This is a genomic window from Variovorax sp. LjRoot175 (assembly GCF_964253805.1).
GTDB lineage: Bacteria > Pseudomonadota > Gammaproteobacteria > Burkholderiales > Burkholderiaceae_C > Variovorax.
The window spans coordinates 2,831,538-2,849,770 of record NZ_CAXURY020000001.1 but is presented as its reverse complement, the minus strand read 5'-3'; the positions used below and the strand labels follow the sequence as shown (position 1 = coordinate 2,849,770).

The window sequence follows — 18,233 nt, the reverse complement described above, 5'->3', positions numbered from 1 at the left end:
GCCTTGGAAAATAAAAGAGGATCGGAATCCCTCTGTGGCACGTTATTCAAAGGCGCGCGATCACCTTGTAGTGGTGGCCTTCGGCCTGGGCGAGATAGATCGGCACCTTGCAGGCCTGGCCGCCGGCGTACACGGCGCCGCGCGCGCTGCGGTAGTGAAAGGGCTCATCGCCCAGACGGCGGAAATCGGTCCAGGGCGCGGCCTCGCGCCCCAGCAGTTCCGCGAGGAAGTGCACCCCTTCATAGGTCGACTGGCCGAAGGTGTTCAGCGTCGGCGCGCGTTCGCCGAAATGGCCGTAGTAGCGCTCCTTGAATGCGAGGTTGTCGTCGGTGTCGAGCGTGGCGAAGTAGCCGCAGGCGACATAGAGGTTGTCGGTGTTGTCGGCGCCGATTCCCAGCAGTTCGTTCTCGCCGATGGCGCAGGACAGCCGCACCATGTCGCGCGCCAGCCCTTCGCGCCCGAAGGCCCGGTTGAACTCGATCGCGTCCTGGCCGATCAGCGAGAGCAGCACCGCATCCGCACGGCTTCGGCGCAACTGCGACAACACCTCCGCGTAGTCGCTGGTGCCCAGGGGCAGGTACCTTTCGCCCACCACCGTGCCGCCCGTCTCGGCGACGTAGTCGCGGGCCATCGCATGCGACACATGCGGCCACACGTAGTCGTTGCCGATGAACATCCAGCGCTTTGGCCGCTGGTGCCGGCCCAGCCATGCGATGGCCGGACGCAGTTGGCTCGCCGTGGTCTCGCCGATGGCAAACACCCCGGGCGTGTGTTCCCCGCCTTCGTACAAGGGCGTGTAGACGAAGGGTAGCTGTCCGCCGACTGCCGCCAGGATGCGTTGCCGCACGGCGCTGGTGTGCATGCCGATCAGCGCATCGACATCGTCGTTTTCCACCAGCTCCAGGAGCGTGCGCTCGAGGTCCGGCGCATCGTCCGCCGCGTTGATGGTCAGCAGCTGGCAGGCCTGGCCGTTGATGCCGGCGCGCTGGTTGAGCTCGGCGACGGCCAGCCGCGCCGATGCCAGGGCGGAAGGCCCCCAGATGCCCACCGTTCCGCCCAAGGGGACGCACAGGGCGATGCGCAGATCATGCTGCGGTGGCCTGCGCGGGCGTGCGGCGAATCCCATCGGGCCCGGACTTGCGGATATTGACGCCATGAGTTGCTCCAGGGGGTGCACCAAGATGGCGCCGGATGACCAAACGCCACGCAGCATGCACCGATCCTTTCCAAGGAAATAGATCGGTCCTAAAATAAGCGCCTGCGTTCCGACTCGATGCACTAACCATGCCCACTGAAAACATCTCCAGTTACCTGGCATTCCTGCTGGCCTCGGCCAACCGGCAGATGCGCATCGGCCTGGCGCAATCCATCGCCGCCGAAGAAGTGACCGAAGAGCACTGGCGCATCCTCCAAGTCCTGTCGGACGAAAAAGGGCGTTCGATGGGCGAGCTGGCACAGGCGGTGCTTCTGAACCATCCGGCGCTGACCAAGAACATCGACAAGCTGGTCAACCGCGGCCTGGTGCTGCGCGCCGCCGACAGTGTGGACAGCCGCAAGGTCGTTGTCTACATCAGCGATCTGGGCCTGGAGACCGTGGCGCGGCTCAAGGCCAGCGTGGATGCTCATCATGGGGCCATCGAGGAAGCACTGGGCCCGCGCAAGACACAGCAGCTCAAGCGGCTGCTGGAGCAGTTCATCGAGGATTCGGCTTCCTGAGCGGCGCAGACCACGCTGCCGGGAATACCCCGTGGCAGGTGGTCCGTTCACCAACCAATATTCCGGCTTCCTGTTCTTCGAGGATTCAGCATGGCCAATTTCGTTCTGGTTCATGGCGCCTGGCATGGCGGCTGGTGTTGGCGCGAGACGGCGCAGGCATTGCGCGCGGCCGGGCATACGGTGTTCACACCCACGCACACCGGCGTCGGCGAGCGCTTCCACCAGTCGGCGGAAAACATCACGCTCGAGACGCACATCCGCGACGTCTGCGGCTGCATCGAATGGGAAGAGCTGCAGGACGTGATCCTGGTCGGCCACTCGTACGGCGGCATGGTCATCACCGGCGTGGCCGACCGCATGAGCGACAAGGTGCGTTCGCTGGTCTACCTCGATGCCTTCGTGCCCGAGAACGGCGACTCGCTCAACGGCCTGCTGTCGAAGGCGCTCGCGCCCGAAGTGGCGGCGCAGTTCCTGAGCGCTTTTCGCGGTACGGCGCTGTCCGGCAACAGCGGGCTGATGCAGCCGATTCCGGCCGAAGTGTTCAACGTCGTGCAGGCCAACCGCGCCCGCGTCGACCGCCTGTGCCGGCCGCAGGCGCTGGCGACCTTCGAGATGCCGCTGCTGCTCACCGGCGCCGTCGACACGATCGCGAGCCGGCTCTACATCCTGGCCGATGGCTGGGATCCGAGTCCGTTCCGCTATTTCGCGGCCAAGGTCGATGGCGCGCCCGGCTGGCGTGTCCTGAAGATGCCGGTCAGCCACGACGTGATGGTCGACATGCCGAGTGAACTCGCCGCGGAGCTTCTGAAACTGGCTTGAAAGCGCGAGCGACAGGGGTGGTAGTCTTGCCGCCCCATGAATCTCCGCACCAAGATCGTTGCGCTCGCCGTCGCGCCGCTCCTGATCGCGCTGGTGCTGGTGGCGCTCGCAGTGCGCCACCAGGAGCGCGACCTGGCACAGCGTGAACGCGCCCTGATCGAGCAGACCTACATGGCACAGCGGCGCAGCGAACTGCGCAGCTATGTCGAACTGGCCGTCAGCACCGTGCGGCCGCTGTACGACGCAGGGCTGGACGACGAGGCGACGCGCACCGAGGCCCTGCGCCGGCTTGCCGCGCTCGACTACGGCGACGACGGCTACTTCTTTGTCTACGACCTGCAGGGCCGGTCGCTCATGCACTCGCGCCAGCCCGACCTGGTCGGCCGGAACCTGTGGGAGCTGCGCGATTCGCAGGGGCGCTTCACGATCCAGGACCTGCTCGCGCGGGCCCGCGCAGGCGGCGGCTACGTCGAGTACCAATGGCGCAAGCCCTCGAGCGCGCAGACCGCGCCCAAGCTCGGCTACGTGACGGCGCTGCCGCGCTGGAACTGGATGGTCGGCACCGGCCTGTACCTCGACGACATCGAGGCGACGATGCAGACGCTGGACCGGCAGGTGAGCCTCAACGTGACCACCACCATGCTGTGGATCGCCGGCATCGCCGCGCTGTGCCTGAGTGTGGTGAGCGCCACCGGCCTGCTGCTGAACCTGAGCGAGCACCGCATTGCCGAAGCCAAGCTGCGGCTCCTGGCGCGCCAGGTCGTGCAGTCGCAGGAAGAGGAGCGTGGCCATCTCGCGCGCGAGCTGCACGACGGCACCAGCCAGACGCTGGTGTCGGCCAAGCTCTTGATCGAATCGGCCGTCGATGCGCTGGAGCGCGCGCAGCAGAACGCGCCGCCGGCGCTCGGCAAGGCCCTGCAGCGGCTCAACGAGTCGCTCGCCGAAGTGCGGCGCATCTCGCACCGGCTGCGGCCGGCCTTGCTCGACACGCTGGGGCTGCCGGCCGCGCTCGAGCGGCTTGCGGCCGAGTTCGGCGAGGAGGGCGCTGTCCATGCGGCGGTCGCCGTCGAAGGCTTGCCGCGCGAGCTGACGGAGGAAGTGAAGACCGCACTGTTCCGCGTGACGCAGGAAGCATTGACCAACGTGCGCAAGCATGCGCAGGCGCGGCAGGTGCGCATCGCGCTCGATTTCTCGGACGATCGCGTGCGGCTCGAGGTGGCCGACGACGGCGTCGGCTTCGACGTGGAAGCCATGCAACTGGACCCGAAGCGCGGCATCGGGCTGCGTAACATGCGCGAGCGCGTGGCCTCGGTCGGTGGACGGCTCGAAATGCGATCCGGCAGCGGCGGAACGACCATCGTGGCCGATGTGCCGGCGCACAGCCTGGAGCTCGCATGACGCAGCCATCCGCGGTTCGCCTGTTCCTCGTCGACGACCATCCGCTGGTGCGCGACGGCCTGCGCGCGCGCCTCGATCCGCTGCCGGGCATCGAGATCGTCGGCGAAGCCGGCAGCGCCGCCGAAGCCCTGGTGCTGATCGAGCGACTGCAGCCCGATCTCGTGCTGGCCGATGTCGGCATGAAGGACATGAACGGCATCGAGCTCGCGGCTTTGCTGCAGCAGCGGCAGCCCGCGGTGCGCGTGGTGATGCTCAGCATGTACGACAACCCCGAGTACGTGCAGCAGGCCCTGCAGGCCGGCGCGCGCGGCTATGTGCTGAAGGATGCACCGGCGGCCGAGATCGTCGCCGCCATCGATGCGGTCTCGGCCGGCGGCACTTTCCTGAGCCCGGCTGTTTCGCAGCGGCTGTTCCGCAACCAGGCGCCCAAGCCGTTGCTCACGCCGCGCGAGAGCGAGATCCTGTCGGCGCTGGGCCGCGGCCAGTCGAGCAAGCAGATCGCGCGCGAGCTGGGCTTGAGCGTGCGCACGATCGAGGCGCACCGCCAGAGCATCAAGCGCCGGCTCGGCATCGAGGGGCAGGCCGAGCTGATCAAGTACGCGGTGGAGCACGCACGCATCAAATAGCTCTCCCCAGGCTTGGTGTTCCTGGAACTAGGGTTTCCCATTACGCAATGCCACGTGGGCGATCCGCGCGGTGTGACGGATGCCGGCGCGGCCAAGGCTCGCCAAACTCCCGGGGTTCAAATCAAGGAGACATCCGCATGCACAGCATCCGCCGCCACCTGGTGTGGCTCGTCGTGGCCGTGATCGGCGCATTCGCGCTGGGAACCGTGGCACTGGCCCGCGGCGAGGCGATCAGCGCCTTGTGGGTCGTGATCGCAGCCATCTGCACCTACCTGATCGCGTACCGCTACTACAGCCTCTTCATCGCCGAGCGCGTGCTCCGTCTGGACGGCAATCGCAAGACGCCGGCACATCGCCACAACGACGGGCTCGACTACGTGCCGACCGACAAGAACGTGCTGTTCGGCCACCACTTCGCGGCCATCGCGGGTGCCGGTCCGCTGGTCGGGCCGGTGCTCGCCGCGCAGATGGGCTACCTGCCGGGCCTGCTGTGGATCTTGGCCGGCGTGGTGTTCGCCGGCGCGGTGCAGGACTTCATCGTGCTCTTCATCTCGACGCGGCGCGACGGCCGCTCGCTCGGAGACCTGATCAAGCAGGAGATGGGCACGGTGCCGGGCCTGATCGCGCTCTTCGGCACCTTCATGATCATGATCATCATCCTCGCGGTGCTGGCGCTGATCGTGGTCAAGGCGCTGGCCGAATCGCCGTGGGGCACCTTCACGGTGGCGGCCACGATTCCGGTCGCGGTCTTCATGGGCGTCTACCTGCGCTACATCCGGCCGGGGCGCATCGGCGAGATCTCGGTGATCGGCTTCGTGCTCTTGATGCTGGCGATCTTCGGCGGCCAGGCGGTGGCGCAGAGCGCGACCTGGGCGCCGTTCTTCACCTTCGACGGCAAGGCGCTGACCTGGATGTTGATCGGCTACGGCTTCATCGCCGCCAGCCTGCCGGTGTGGCTGCTGCTGGCGCCGCGCGACTACCTCTCGACCTTCCTGAAGATCGGCACCATCGTCGCGCTGGCGATCGGCATCGTCTTCGTCGCGCCGACGCTGCAGATGCCTGCCATCACGCAGTTCGCTCAAGGCAATGGTCCGGTGTGGTCGGGCAGCCTGTTTCCCTTCCTCTTCATCACCATCGCCTGCGGCGCGGTGTCGGGATTCCATGCGCTGATCTCCTCGGGCACCACGCCGAAGATGCTCGACAACGAGCGCCATGCACGCTTCATCGGCTATGGCGGCATGCTGGCCGAGTCCTTCGTCGCGGTGATGGCGCTGGTGGCCGCCGCCTGCATCGAGCCGGGCGTCTACTTCGCGATGAACAGCCCGGCCGCACTGGTCGGCAACACGCCGGCGGCGGTGGCGCAGACCATTTCGAGCTGGGGCTTCGTGATCACGCCCGAGATGCTGGTCCAGACCGCGAAGGACGTGGGCGAAAGCACCATCCTCGGCCGCGCCGGCGGTGCGCCGACGCTCGCGGTGGGCATGGCGCACATCCTGCACCAGGCCATCGGCGGGCCGGCCATGATGGCCTTCTGGTACCACTTCGCCATCCTGTTCGAGGCGCTGTTCATCCTGACCGCGGTGGATGCGGGCACGCGTGCCGGCCGCTTCATGCTGCAGGACCTGCTGGGCAGCTTCGTGCCGGCGTTGAAGCGCACCGACTCGATGGTCGCCAACCTGATCGCGACCTTCCTCTGCGTCGGCGCCTGGGGCTACTTCCTCTACCAAGGCGTGGTCGATCCGCTGGGCGGCATCAACACGCTGTGGCCGCTGTTCGGTATCTCCAACCAGATGCTGGCCGCGGTGGCGCTGATGCTGGGCGTGGTGGTGCTGTTCCGCATGAAGCGCGAACGCTACGCCTGGGTCGCGATCCTGCCGGCCGCCTGGCTGCTGGTGTGCACGCTGACGGCGGGCTGGCAGAAGATCTTCTCGCCGGACCCCAAGGTCGGCTTCCTGTCCCATGCCGCGAAGTACGCCGACGGGCTGGCGCAGGGCGTGCTGATCGCGCCGGCCAAAACGCCCGAGGCGATGGCGCGCATCGTCTTCAACGACCGGCTCGACGCCGGGCTGTGCGCGCTCTTCATCTTCGTGGTGCTGAGCGTGCTGTTCTACAGCGTGCGTGCCTGTCTTGCGGCGCGCGCGGCCCACAAGCCGACCGCGCGCGAGACGCCCTTCGAGCCGCTGGCGCCGTCGGCCGCCGCATGAGAACGGCGAGCGCGACCTTGCCGGAAGCCGGGCGCTATCTCGCGCGCTCGCTCGGCGCCACGCTGCGCCTGATGGTGGGCTTGCCGGACTACGACGCCTACCTGAGCCACATGGAACGCACGCATCCGGAGCAGGCGCCGATGAGCTATGAGGCCTTCTTCCGCGAACGTCAACAGGCCCGCTACGGCAGCGGCAGGGGGCGCTGCTGCTGACGAGGCCGCGGCCTCAGATGTCTTCGAGCAGCGGGTAGGGCAGGGGCTCGACCGTGAGCGCCGGTCCGTCGGGCGCGCCCGCGCGCAGGCCGCCCGCATCGAGCGCCGCGATCTGGATCGAGATCAGCGCGGCCGACCCGCCGCCCGGCGCCGGCGCGGCTTGCGCCACGGTGCCGACCGGCTGCTCCGGATCGTTGGCGGCAAAGACCTCCTGGCCCGCGGCGATCGGTGCATCGGCCTGCACGAGGTAGGTGCGGCGCTTCAGCGTGCCGCGGAACTGACTGCGCGCCACCACCTCCTGGCCCGGGTAGCAGCCCTTCTTGAAGTTCACGCCGCCGACCGATTCGTAGTTGAGCATCTGCGGCACGAAGGTTTCGACGATCGGCGTGCTCAGGGTGACGATGCCGCTGCGCACTTCGCTCCATTGCCACAGCGCGGGGTCGAGGGCAGCGCCCTCGGGCGCGGCGCTGCCGGCCGGCGCGATCCAGAACGCACGCGGAATGCCGTCGGACGGATAGAGCGAAACCACATTGGCGTCGCCGATCTGACTGCAACGGCCCGGCACCGCGCCGGCATCGACGCCATTGGCGGTCAGCGCAGTCCCGGCCAGGCCGTAGAGCGCAAACTCCTCGCTGGCATCGCTGAGCTTGACCTTGGCGCGCAGCACGAACATCGAAAGCCGCTTCAGGGTGACGGCAAGGATGTCGCGGCTCACGGCCAGCAGCACGCGCTCGGGCTCGGGCCGGATGCCGATGAAGCTCGCGATCATGCGGCCCTTGGCCGTGCAAAGCGCGGCCAGGCGCGCTTCGGAAGCGCCGAGCAGTGCGAAGTCCTGGGTCAGCTGGCCATTGAGGAAGTTGGCGGCTTCGGGGCCCTCGGCGCGAATCACGCCGAGGTGGGAGAGGGCTGTTACGCCATTCAGAACGACTGAGGTCATCGCTGAATTATCATGGTCGGCCCCGTCCCGTTCAGTCCGCAGGGCTACCCCGCGTCTCTTCCTCTCCGTCTTCTCCATCGGACCCGTGCGCCGCTTCTTCCTCACCATTTTTCTACTCGCCGCCTTCATCGTGCTGGGCGCCGGCGCGGCAGGGCTTTGGTGGTTGCAGCAGCCGCTCGAGCTGCCAGCGCCCACGGTCGATCTCTCGGTCGAGCCGGGCACCACGCCGCGCGGCGTCGCGCAGGCAGTGGCCGACACGGGCACGGACGTGTCGCCGCAACTTCTCTATTGGTGGTTCCGCTTCTCGGGGCAGGACCGGCAGATCCGCGCCGGCAGCTACGAACTGGAGCGGGGCATCACGCCGCGCACGCTGCTCAACGTGCTGGTGCGCGGTGAAGAGGCCACGCGCAGCCTGGTGCTGGTCGAGGGATGGAACTTCCGCCAGGTGCGTAGCGCGCTGGCCAAGGCCGAGCAGCTGAAGCCCGAGACCTTCGGCCTGGCGGACGAAGAACTGATGGCCAGGCTCGGCAAGCCGGGCCTGCACCCGGAGGGCCGCTTCTTCCCCGACACCTACACCTATTCCAAGGGCTCCACCGACATCGCGCTGCTGCAGCGGGCGATGCGCGCCATGGACAAGAAACTCGACGCCGCCTGGGCCGCGCGGGCCTCCGATGTACCCCTCAAGACGGCCGATGAGGCGCTTATTCTGGCCAGCATTGTCGAAAAGGAGACAGGAAAGGCCCAGGACCGGACCCAGATCTCGGCGGTGTTCGCCAACCGCCTGCGCGCGGGCATGCCGCTTCAGACCGATCCGACCGTGATCTACGGGATGGGCACGCGCTTCGACGGCAATCTGCGCAAGAAGGATCTGCAGACCGATACGCCCTGGAACACCTACACCCGTCCTGGCCTGCCACCCACCCCGATCGCGATGCCGGGCAAGGCAGCGCTGCTGGCGGCGGTCCAGCCGGCGCAAAGCAAGTCGCTGTACTTCGTTTCCAAGGGCGATGGCTCGAGCCAGTTCAGCAGCTCGCTCGAAGAGCACAACCGCGCGGTGAACCGCTATCAACGGAGCGGGCAATGAAGGGTTTGTTCCTGACGCTCGAAGGCATTGATGGCGCCGGCAAATCGAGCCACATCGATGCGCTCGAAGCGTTGTTCAAGGCCCGGGGCCGGCAGGTCACGCGCACGCGCGAGCCCGGCGGTACGCCGATCGCCGAAACGCTGCGCACGATGATCCTCACGCAACCGATGGATCCGCTGACCGAGTCGCTGCTGGTGTTCGCGGCGCGGCGCGATCACATCGTGCGCGTGATCGAGCCTGCACTGGCGCGCGGCGAAGTCGTCCTGTGCGACCGTTTTACCGATGCCACCTTCGCCTACCAGGGGGCGGGGCACGGCTTCGACACCGCTGTGCTGTCCGCGCTCGAACAATGGGTGCAGGGCCGGCCTGACGATGGCGCGCTGCTGCAGCCCGACATCACCCTGTGGTTCGACCTGTCGCCCGAACTGGCGGCCGAGCGGCTGGCCGGCGCGCGCCTGCCGGACAAGTTCGAGTCGCAGCCGGTCGAGTTCTTCCGTCGCGTCGCCGCAGGCTATGCGCAGCGCGCAGCCGCGGCATCGCGCTTCGTGCGCATCGATGCCGGCCAGTCGCGCGACCAGGTCTGGCAGCAGATCGAGGCGGCCCTGGCCGCGCGCGGCCTGATGGGGTCTCGATGAGCGCGCCCGCGCTGTCGCCCTGGCTGCAGCGGCCGCTGGGCGAACTGCTGCGCCAGCGCGGCCATGCCTGGCTGCTGCAAGGGCCTTCGGGCCTGGGCCAGTACGAGCTCGGTTTGGCACTGGCCGCCGCCTGGCTCTGTGAGCAGCGCGACGAGGCAAAGGGGGAGGGCGCCTGCGGCCACTGCCCGAGCTGCCACGCGATTTCCGTGCGCACCCATGCCGATCTCTGCGTGCTGATGCCCGAGGTGGCGATGCAGGAACTCGGCTGGCCGCTCGACGAAAAAAGCCAGGCCGACATCGACGACAAGAAACGCAAGCCCAGCCGCGAGATCCGTGTCGAGGCGATGCGCGATGCGGTCGGCTTCGCCCAGCGCACCAGCGCGCGCGGGCGCGGCAAGGCGGTGCTGGTCTATCCGGCCGAGCGCATGAACACGATCACGGCCAATGCCTTGCTGAAGACCTTGGAAGAGCCGGTCGGCGACGTGCGCTTCGTGCTGGCGAGCGAAGCCGCCTGGCAACTGCTGCCCACCATCCGCAGCCGCTGCCTCGGCTTCACCTTGCCCTGGCCTGAACACGAGGACGCGCGCAACTGGCTGGTGGAGCAGGGCGTGCCCGCCAACGATGCGCCCGCCCTGCTGCGCGCGGCCGGCGGACGGCCGAGCGATGCGCTGCGGCTCGCCGCCGCGGGCCAGTCGCCCAAGGCCTGGGGATTGCTGCCCAAGGCCATGCTGCGCGGCGACGTTGCCGCGCTGGCCGACCATGCGCCGGCCCAGGCCATCAGCGCGCTGCAGAAGCTGTGTCACGACCTCATGGCCACCGGCAGCGGCGCTGCGCCGCGTTTCTTCGAGGCCGCGGACCTGCCGGCCGTGCCGCCGAAAGTCGCGTTGGCCCGCTGGTCGAAATCGCTCGCGAATGCTGCAAAAACCGCAGAACACCCGTTCAATGCGGGCCTGATGCTCGAAGCGCTTGTGAGCGAGGCGCGAAGCACCCTAAACTCGGCAGGCCGCCGCCCATGAACACACCTGCATCCACCACCCCCTCCGCACCTGCCCGGCCCAGCGTCATCCAGCTGGCCATCAAGGAAAAAGGCGCGCTCTACGCGGCGTACATCCCGCTGTTCGCCGAAGGCGGCATCTTCATTCCGACCTCGCGCGAGTACCGCCTGGGCGACGACGTCTACGTGCTGCTCACGCTGCCCGAAGATCCGCAGCGCTATCCGGTGGCCGGCAAGGTGGCCTGGATCACCCCGGCCCGCGCCGCCGGCAACCGGGCGCCGGGCGTCGGTATCCGCTTCCCGTCCGACGACAAGTCGCGCCAGCTCAAGGCGCGCATCGAAGAGGCGCTCGGCGGCACCATGGCCTCCGACCGGCCAACCCAGACCATTTGAGTCCCCGTTCACGAGACGCGGACCGCAGGCAGTGCGGATGCACAGCCGTTTCTTGAAGCTCCGCGATGTTCACAGACTCCCACTGCCACCTGACATTCCCCGAGTTCGCCGGCCAGATGCCGCAGATTCGCGCGGCGATGGCCGCCGCGCAAGTCGACCGGGCACTCTGCATCTGCACCACGCTGGAAGAATTCGCCGAGGTGCAGGCCCTGGCGGCGCGTTTTGACAACTTTTGGGCCAGCGTAGGCGTCCATCCGGACAACGAGAACATTGCAGAGCCTTCGGTGGAAGACTTGGCGCAGCGTTCCGCTTTGCCCAAGGTCATCGCTATCGGCGAGACCGGCCTCGACTATTACCAGATGGAAGAACGCAAGGGCGGGCGCAGCATCGCCGACATGGAATGGCAGCGCGACCGCTTCCGCGTGCACATCCGTGCCGCACAACAGGTGCGCAAGCCGCTGGTGATCCATACGCGCGAAGCCTCGGCCGACACGCTGGCGATCCTGAAGGAGGAGGGCGAGGACGGCAGGCCCCAAGCCGCGGGCGGCGTGTTCCATTGCTTCACCGAGACCGCCGAGGTCGCACGCGCCGCGCTCGACCTGGGCTTCTACATCTCCTTCTCGGGCATCCTGACCTTCAAGAAGGCGCAGGATCTGCGCGACGTCGCGGCCTTCGTGCCGCTCGACCGCATGCTGATCGAGACCGACAGCCCCTATCTGGCGCCCGTGCCGTACCGCGGCAAGACCAACAATCCCTCGTACGTGCCCTTCGTGGCGCAACAGATCGCGCAGCTGCGCCAGTTGCCGCTGGAGACCATCGCGCAGGTCACCAGCGACAACTTCGAAACCCTTTTCGCTGCCGTGAAAGCATGAAAAACTACTTTAAGAAGATCGTATATCTATCTGTTTTTACAGCAACTTTTTTCGTTCATGCCGGCTCGTTCGAGGATTTCTTCCGGGCCGTGCGCAGCGACAATGCGAGCGTCGTCAATGAGCTGCTGAACCGAGGATTCGACCCCAATACCCCCGACGAGCAAGGCCAGACCGGCTTGCTGATCGCGCTGCGCGAGCCGTCGCCGAAGGTGATCCAGGCCTTGCTGGATTCGCCCAAGACCAATGTCGAGCTGCGCAATGCCAAGGACGAGAGTCCTTTAATGATGGCTGCGCTCAGGGGCCAGCAGGATCTCGTGGCCAAGCTGATTGCGCGCGACGCCGACGTCAACAAGCCGGGCTGGGCGCCGCTGCATTACGCGGCCACCAACGGCCACGTGGCCGTCATAAAGCAGTTGCTGGACAACTACGCCTTCATCGACGCGCAGTCGCCCAACGGCACCACGCCGCTGATGATGGCCGCGATGTACGGCTCGACCGCGGCCGTACAACTGCTGCTTGACGAAGGCGCCGACACCCAGATGAAGAACGAGCAAGGCCTGACGGCGATCGATTTCGCCCAACGAGCCAATCGACCGGATGCGGTCCGGCTGCTGAGCACGGCCGTCCGAGCCAAGAGGCCCAGCGACGGCAAGTGGTGACGGGCTTGGGCCGGCCTGACTCATAGCCTCAAGCAATACAATGTGCATTATGTTAAATTAACAGGAGGGCTCTGCGTAGGAGCCCTGCCGTCGTCCATATCTCGCGGCGACCGCATTGTGTTTACAGAATGACAGTACTTCGGCTGCACTCAGACGGCAGTTTGTTGATTTCGCTCGCCGTGCCGCCATCATTTCGTATACATCTGCCGTTCGGAGTGAAAGCAATACTGAGCCGATGACCTTCGGGGGCTATCCGTCCATGCTCTAAAGTTGTTCGCGTTGAGGAGGCAAAGAGGTTGAATACCGGCCTGTCACGCCGGGGGTCGCGAGGCACCGAGAGTCAGCAGACGACCGTCTAGAAGGAACCTGCCGAATTGGCGGCCGGACCGACTGCCTGAATCGCGAGGCAGCGGGCGGCGTACATGGGGTGGTGCCGCTGTTTCCCGTCCCCGTCCTATCCCCATGAGGGATTCGTGTGCTTTGCGATTGGTTTCCGCGTTTGTAGGCGCCGACCTATAGCATGGAGGTGTCACGAAAAGGCATCCGCGATCAACGCGTGATTGGCAGAGTGGTGCGCAAATACCTACCAAAATTTGAGGTGGCCATGCGTGAAAAAACGGTTTCATACGAGGTCGCCAAACGTCACCTCTTAGATGCGTTGAGAGGGGCGTCTAGAAAACCCGTCAAACGCGCCATCTCTTCGACGGGTATGGCTAAGCCCGCCGCCCCTGCGAAATCAGTCATGAAACGCGCAGCCACGGCGCCCACGCGAAGGGTGGCGCGCTAAGGCCTGAGTTGGAATTCCCACCGAGTTCAGGCGGTCTTGGACAGATGCCGCAGCGGAGCCCAATCGATAGCGTTCAGGCTGCCGCCGCCCTCACCTCTCAGTTCTGAAAATTCCGATTTTCAGAACTGGGATTTTCTGACCTCCCGCCGCTGGTGAAACGGGTGGTGGACGGACTTAATGCGATAGCCGGACCGGCCATCAAGCACTTCGTACGGCCCGCGCCGAAGGCATCGCATGCGCCTCGTACCGTCAATCCCCTTCAGCGAACCGCTCAGCCGACGTGGAATTTGGATGACGCCGCGTCGGTTCCAGATGGAGCATTGTCTGACCTGTCGATCAAAGCGAGGTCACACCATGTCCAAGCACTCGAAATCCAAACAGGCGCTGCGCTATCTCGGAGCACAAGCGGCGATCGCCCTCGGTGTCGTCGTCGGGTACCCGGTCGCGGCCACGGCCGCGGAGCCCATCTTCAAATGCGGCAAGACCTACACGAACGTGCCGCCCAGCGCGCGCCCTGTCCAGCAGCGGTCCGAGGGCTGCGTGCTGGTCGACAACACTGCCACTCAACCCAAGACAAAGACGACGAGCATCGCGGTCGACGGTTCTCGGCAGATCACCGTTCCCGTCGGCCAGGACGGCCGCTTCTGGGTTCCAGGTACCGTCAATGGCTTTCCGGTGCGCTTCGTGATCGACAAGGCCGCCACAGTCAATGCCGGCGTCGCCGTCAGCGAGGACTTCGCCGCACGGGCGAACCTGATCGGCGGCTCGCCTGCGCACATGCAGACGGCTGGGGCCGTCATGGATGCGCGCCGCATCGAGCGGGTGCCCATGACCTTCGGGCCCTTCAGCGTGCCGCAGGCCACCGTGGTCGTGGGCTCACTCGGACGCAAATCGACGGACGCCCTCCTCGGCCAGGAACTGCTATCGCTTTTCGACGTCACTGCAAACGACCGTGAACTGACGATCGTGGGCAGATAGGCTGAACACGCGCTCAGCGCCGTCGAGCCGCGACAGAGTTCAGCGCGTGACGCGAATGCGCGCCGCCTGTCTTCCGATGACTTGGCGGGGGGCCAACTATTTTTGTGAGAAATTTGCAAAGCCGACTTGTGGCTAAGTGAGTTCTTCATCTATCCCAGGGGACACGAATTTCACTGCGAAAGTTGTCCACCGAACATGTGGGCAACTCTGTGGGAAACGTCGTCTGCCACCCGGTTTGGCGTTGTACGACGAGCGCTTCGCACCCGTGCCTCCAAAACAAGCATTCGTAGCTCCAGGGCCACCGGGCCTTTCGACGGCCTCCAGCTTTTTGCGATTCGCACATTGTTCGAAAACCCGGCGAGCGCGTGGCACACAGTGTCATGACGGCGGCGCAGGAGCGGCTCCGGCGAGCCGGCGAACGGCTGGCATGAATTGTGATTACCGAAGTACTACGCCGGTCACCCAGGCCGGTGTCGTACGTTGTGATCGGATTCACCTGAGACCTCTACAGGGAGACTGGAAAACATGGCATACATCGATCGTGTATCGGCGGCGCAAGCGCACGCGGGCGAGAGCAGCGAAGCGAGACATTCCGACCAGACCACAGGCCCGCGCTACGAATTGCGTTTTCGATCCCTGTTTCGGGAAGGCCGGGGCTGGGCCTTCCCCTGCGATGCGGCAGGTCACGTCGACATGGATTCCATGAGCGAGCGGGCGCGCAACAACTACATGTTCGCACGAGCGCTCATCGGGATCGACGTCGCCCCGCCCTGCGTCCAAGCGGCGCATTGAGCTTCAGCGCTCCGCCAGTGCCGCTGGCTTGATTCTGCCCGCCATACCGGCGCTGCCGAAGGCCTGGAAGCGATCGACGCAGAGATTGCGTGCGGCGGCGGTGGCGTCCTTCAGGAATTTCCGCGGGTCGAACTCGCTGCGATCGCGCCCCATGGCACGGCGCATGGCGCCGGTCATGGCCAGCCGGATGTCGGTGTCGATGTTGATCTTGCGCACGCCGTGGCGGATGCCCTCCTGGATCTCCTCGACCGGCACGCCATAGGTCTCCTTGATCTCGCCGCCGAATTCGCGAATGACCGCCAGCCATTCCTGCGGCACCGACGAGGAGCCGTGCATCACCAGGTGCGTCTGCGGAATGCGCGCATGGATGTCCTTGATGCGGTCGATCGCCAGGATGTCGCCGGTCGGCTTGCGGCTGAACTTGTAGGCGCCGTGCGAGGTGCCGATGGCGATCGCGAGGGCATCGACGCCGGTCCTGGCCACGAAGTCCGCCGCCTGCTGCGGGTCGGTCAGCAGCTGGTCGTGCGAGAGCACGCCGTCGGCGCCGCTGCCGTCTTCCTCGCCGGCCATGCCGGACTCCAGCGATCCGAGGCAACCCAGTTCGCCCTCGACCGAGACGCCGACCGCATGCGCCATTTCCACCACCCTGCGCGTCACGCCGACGTTGTAGTCGTAGCTGGCCGGGGTCTTGGCGTCTTCCATCAGCGAACCATCCATCATGACGCTGGTGAAGCCCGAGCGGATGGCCTGCATGCACATCGACGGACTGGCGCCGTGGTCCTGGTGCATCACGGGAATCTCAGGGTACATCTCCACGGCGGCCTCGACCATCTTGCGCAGAAAGGGCTCGCCGGCGTACTTGCGGGCGCCGGCCGAGGCTTGCAGGATGACCGGGCTGTCGGTCTTCCTGGCCGCCTGCATGATGGCCTGGATCTGCTCCAGGTTGTTGACATTGAAGGCCGGAACGCCGTACTGATGCTCAGCAGCGTGGTCCAGCAGTTGGCGCAGTGAAATCATGGCCATGGCAGGCTCCTGTGGAAGTGGGATGGGAATGGGAACGAAGCGTCAACGCGGGGTGTAGCGCCTCATGCGGTCTCCCTCACGCCGGCATGCGAGACACTCGCCAGCAGGCGCCGGGCACGCTCGGCCACCGCCTCGGCAGTAATTCCGAACAGCCTGAAAAGCTCGCCGGCCGGTGCCGACTCGCCGAAGCGGTCGAGCCCGACCACGTCGCCGTGCTCGCCGACGAACTTCCACCACAGGCCGGTGCTGCCGGCCTCCACTGCCAGCCGCGGCAGGTGGCGCGGAATCACCGCGTGGCGCCAGTCCGCATGCTGGCGCTCGAACACATCCATGCACGGCACCGAAACCACGCGGGCCGCAATGCCCTCCTTGTCCAGCAAGGCCGCGGCCGCCAGTGCGACCGCGACCTCCGAGCCGCTCGCCAGCAGGGCCACGCGCTCCGCTTCCGGACGCCACAGGATGTAAGCGCCCCGCGCGATGGATTCGACGCGCTCGCCGCCGCCGGCATGCGGCAAGGCCTGACGCGTCAGCAGCAGACAGCTCGGCCCGTCCATGCGGCGCAATGCCTGCCGCCAGGCCACGGCCGTTTCGGTGGCGTCGGCAGGACGCCAGACATCCACATCCGGGATCAGGCGCAAGCTCGAGGCATGCTCGACCGGTTGGTGCGTCGGGCCATCCTCGCCGAGCCCGATCGAGTCGTGCGTGAAGACGTAGATGACCGGCAGCTTCATCAGCGCCGACATGCGCACGCCGTTGCGCGCGTAGTCGGAGAAGGTCAGGAAGGTACCGCCGAAGGGCCGCAAGCCGCCGTGCAGCGCCAGCCCGTTCATGATCGCCGCCATGCCGAACTCGCGCACGCCGTAGTGCACGTGATTGCCCGTGCCCGCACCCTTGAGCGCGCGGTGCCCTTTCCAGTCGGTCAGGTTCGACCCGGTGAGGTCGGCCGAACCGCCGATCAGTTCCGGCATCGCCGGCCCGAGCTCGTCGAGCACCTGCTGCGAGGCCTTGCGGGTGGCGACGGCCGCCTGCCGCTGCTGCGCAGCCGCTGCCGCCGAGGCCAGCGCTGCCTCGACCTGCGCAGTGAGCGGTGCGTCGGCGCGATGGCGACGCAGCAGCTCGCGCGCGAGCGCCGGATATTCCTGCGCATAGGCGGCGAAGCGCGCCTGCCACGCCGCGTGCAGCGCGGCGCCCGACTCGCGCGCCGACCACGCCTCTGCAACATCCGGCGGCAGCTCGAAGGGCGGCGCACTCCAGCCCAGCGCCTGCCGCGTGAGGGCGACCTCGGCTTCCCCCAGTGCCTCGCCGTGCGCCTTCGCGCTACCCGCTCGATTCGGCGAGCCCTGGCCGATGCGCGTCTTGCAGCACACCAGCACCGGCCGGTCCGCGGCCGCGGCCTTGGCGATGGCCGCGTCGAGGGCCGCCGCGTCATGGCCGTCGACATCGCGCAGCACGGTCCAGCCGTAGGCTTCGAAGCGGCCCGGCGTGTCGTCGCTGAACCAGCCGCAGACCTCACCGTCGATGGAAATGCCGTTGTCGTCGTAGAAGGCCACGAGCTTGTTCAAGCGCCAGGTGCCCGCCAGCGAACAGGCCTCGTGGCTGATGCCTTCCATCAGGCAGCCGTCGCCGAGGAACACATAGGTGCGATGGTCGATCACCGCATGGCCGGGACGGTTGAACTCCTCGGCCAGCAACTTCTCCGCCAGCGCCATGCCGACCGCATTGCCGATGCCCTGCCCCAATGGCCCCGTGGTGGTCTCGACCCCGGGCGTGACGCCGACCTCGGGATGCCCGGGCGTGCGCGAATGCAGTTGGCGAAAGCGCCGGAGTTCCTCCATCGGCAGCGCGTAGCCGCTCAGGTGCAGGAGCGCATACAGCAGCATCGAGCCGTGCCCGTTGGAGACGACGAAGCGATCGCGGTCGATCCACCGCGGGTGGGCCGGGTCGTGCCGCAGGCGATGCCGCCACAAGGCCTCGGCGATGTCGGCCATGCCCATCGGCATGCCTGGATGGCCCGAGTTGGCGGCCTGCACCGCGTCCATGGCCAGCGCCCGGATGGCGTTGGCGCACTGCGTGCGCAAGGCAAGGATTTCAGTTGTCATGACGA

At 66.7% G+C, this 18,233-nt stretch carries 18 protein-coding genes; 14 read left to right on the top strand and 4 right to left on the bottom strand.

Annotation, left to right across the window (positions count from 1 at the left end; translation table 11 throughout):
• Positions 1 to 46: 46 nt before the first annotated feature.
• The gene (locus ACSQ89_RS14270; RefSeq protein ID WP_244504002.1) at positions 47 to 1,156 is read right to left on the bottom strand and encodes a substrate-binding domain-containing protein; all 1,110 of its coding nucleotides are present in this window, start codon (positions 1,154 to 1,156) and stop codon (positions 47 to 49) included.
• A 128-nt stretch (positions 1,157 to 1,284) separates the two neighbouring features.
• Between ACSQ89_RS14270 and ACSQ89_RS14265 the strand changes: the two genes are divergently transcribed.
• The 6 genes from ACSQ89_RS14265 to ACSQ89_RS14240 all read left to right on the top strand — a co-directional run bounded on the left by ACSQ89_RS14265 (position 1,285) and on the right by ACSQ89_RS14240 (position 6,975).
• Complete coding sequence (locus ACSQ89_RS14265; protein ID WP_093110101.1) at positions 1,285 to 1,716, top strand: MarR family winged helix-turn-helix transcriptional regulator; 432 nt, start codon at positions 1,285 to 1,287, stop codon at positions 1,714 to 1,716.
• Positions 1,717 to 1,806: 90 nt separating this feature from the next.
• Complete coding sequence (locus ACSQ89_RS14260; RefSeq protein ID WP_093110102.1) at positions 1,807 to 2,535, top strand: alpha/beta fold hydrolase; 729 nt, start codon at positions 1,807 to 1,809, stop codon at positions 2,533 to 2,535.
• A gap of 36 nt (positions 2,536 to 2,571) precedes the next feature.
• Entirely contained in the window at positions 2,572 to 3,933 is a 1,362-nt protein-coding gene (locus ACSQ89_RS14255) for a cache domain-containing protein (RefSeq protein WP_436290351.1), read from the top strand.
• On the top strand, positions 3,930 to 4,559 hold the full coding sequence (locus ACSQ89_RS14250; protein ID WP_093110104.1) for a response regulator transcription factor: 630 nt from the start codon (positions 3,930 to 3,932) through the stop codon (positions 4,557 to 4,559). The genes ACSQ89_RS14255 and ACSQ89_RS14250 overlap by 4 nt, the downstream gene beginning before the upstream one ends.
• Before the next feature lie 137 nt (positions 4,560 to 4,696).
• Positions 4,697 to 6,763, top strand: coding sequence for a carbon starvation CstA family protein (locus ACSQ89_RS14245; RefSeq protein ID WP_436290352.1), 2,067 nt, complete (start codon positions 4,697 to 4,699; stop codon positions 6,761 to 6,763).
• A complete protein-coding gene (locus ACSQ89_RS14240) occupies positions 6,760 to 6,975 on the top strand; it encodes a YbdD/YjiX family protein (protein ID WP_093110106.1) in 216 nt (71 codons plus the stop codon). The genes ACSQ89_RS14245 and ACSQ89_RS14240 overlap by 4 nt, the downstream gene beginning before the upstream one ends.
• 13 nt (positions 6,976 to 6,988) lie before the next feature.
• Here ACSQ89_RS14240 and ygfZ read toward each other — a convergent pair whose 3' ends face one another.
• On the bottom strand, positions 6,989 to 7,912 hold the full coding sequence (ygfZ, locus tag ACSQ89_RS14235) for a CAF17-like 4Fe-4S cluster assembly/insertion protein YgfZ (RefSeq protein WP_436290353.1): 924 nt from the start codon (positions 7,910 to 7,912) through the stop codon (positions 6,989 to 6,991).
• Between the two features lie 85 nt (positions 7,913 to 7,997).
• Between ygfZ and mltG the strand changes: the two genes are divergently transcribed.
• From mltG to ACSQ89_RS14195, 8 genes are all read left to right on the top strand, one after another.
• Positions 7,998 to 8,996, top strand: coding sequence for an endolytic transglycosylase MltG (gene mltG, locus ACSQ89_RS14230; protein WP_093110108.1), 999 nt, complete (start codon positions 7,998 to 8,000; stop codon positions 8,994 to 8,996).
• The gene (tmk, locus tag ACSQ89_RS14225) at positions 8,993 to 9,631 is read left to right on the top strand and encodes a dTMP kinase (protein ID WP_436290354.1); all 639 of its coding nucleotides are present in this window, start codon (positions 8,993 to 8,995) and stop codon (positions 9,629 to 9,631) included. The genes mltG and tmk overlap by 4 nt, the downstream gene beginning before the upstream one ends.
• Positions 9,628 to 10,647 carry a DNA polymerase III subunit delta' gene (locus ACSQ89_RS14220; protein WP_093110110.1) on the top strand — a complete coding sequence of 340 codons (1,020 nt, stop codon included), beginning with the start codon at positions 9,628 to 9,630 and terminating at the stop codon, positions 10,645 to 10,647. Before tmk ends, ACSQ89_RS14220 begins: the two co-directional genes overlap by 4 nt.
• The gene (locus ACSQ89_RS14215) at positions 10,644 to 11,018 is read left to right on the top strand and encodes a PilZ domain-containing protein (RefSeq protein WP_093110111.1); all 375 of its coding nucleotides are present in this window, start codon (positions 10,644 to 10,646) and stop codon (positions 11,016 to 11,018) included. The genes ACSQ89_RS14220 and ACSQ89_RS14215 overlap by 4 nt, the downstream gene beginning before the upstream one ends.
• Before the next feature lie 65 nt (positions 11,019 to 11,083).
• Entirely contained in the window at positions 11,084 to 11,890 is an 807-nt protein-coding gene (locus ACSQ89_RS14210) for a TatD family hydrolase (RefSeq protein ID WP_093110112.1), read from the top strand.
• Entirely contained in the window at positions 11,887 to 12,549 is a 663-nt protein-coding gene (locus ACSQ89_RS14205) for an ankyrin repeat domain-containing protein (RefSeq protein WP_436290355.1), read from the top strand. Before ACSQ89_RS14210 ends, ACSQ89_RS14205 begins: the two co-directional genes overlap by 4 nt.
• A gap of 1,141 nt (positions 12,550 to 13,690) precedes the next feature.
• The gene (locus ACSQ89_RS14200; protein ID WP_436290356.1) at positions 13,691 to 14,314 is read left to right on the top strand and encodes a retropepsin-like aspartic protease family protein; all 624 of its coding nucleotides are present in this window, start codon (positions 13,691 to 13,693) and stop codon (positions 14,312 to 14,314) included.
• A 525-nt stretch (positions 14,315 to 14,839) separates the two neighbouring features.
• Positions 14,840 to 15,106 (top strand): hypothetical protein, encoded by a 267-nt coding sequence (locus tag ACSQ89_RS14195; RefSeq protein WP_093110117.1) that lies wholly within the window; start codon positions 14,840 to 14,842, stop codon positions 15,104 to 15,106.
• A gap of 3 nt (positions 15,107 to 15,109) precedes the next feature.
• Here ACSQ89_RS14195 and fba read toward each other — a convergent pair whose 3' ends face one another.
• Both fba and tkt read right to left on the bottom strand, forming a co-directional pair.
• Positions 15,110 to 16,129, bottom strand: a complete 1,020-nt coding sequence (gene fba, locus ACSQ89_RS14190; RefSeq protein WP_436296204.1) for a class II fructose-bisphosphate aldolase — start codon at positions 16,127 to 16,129, stop codon at positions 15,110 to 15,112.
• A gap of 62 nt (positions 16,130 to 16,191) precedes the next feature.
• Positions 16,192 to 18,228, bottom strand: coding sequence for a transketolase (gene tkt / locus ACSQ89_RS14185; RefSeq protein WP_093110119.1), 2,037 nt, complete (start codon positions 18,226 to 18,228; stop codon positions 16,192 to 16,194).
• Between the last annotated feature and the right edge of the window lie 5 nt (positions 18,229 to 18,233).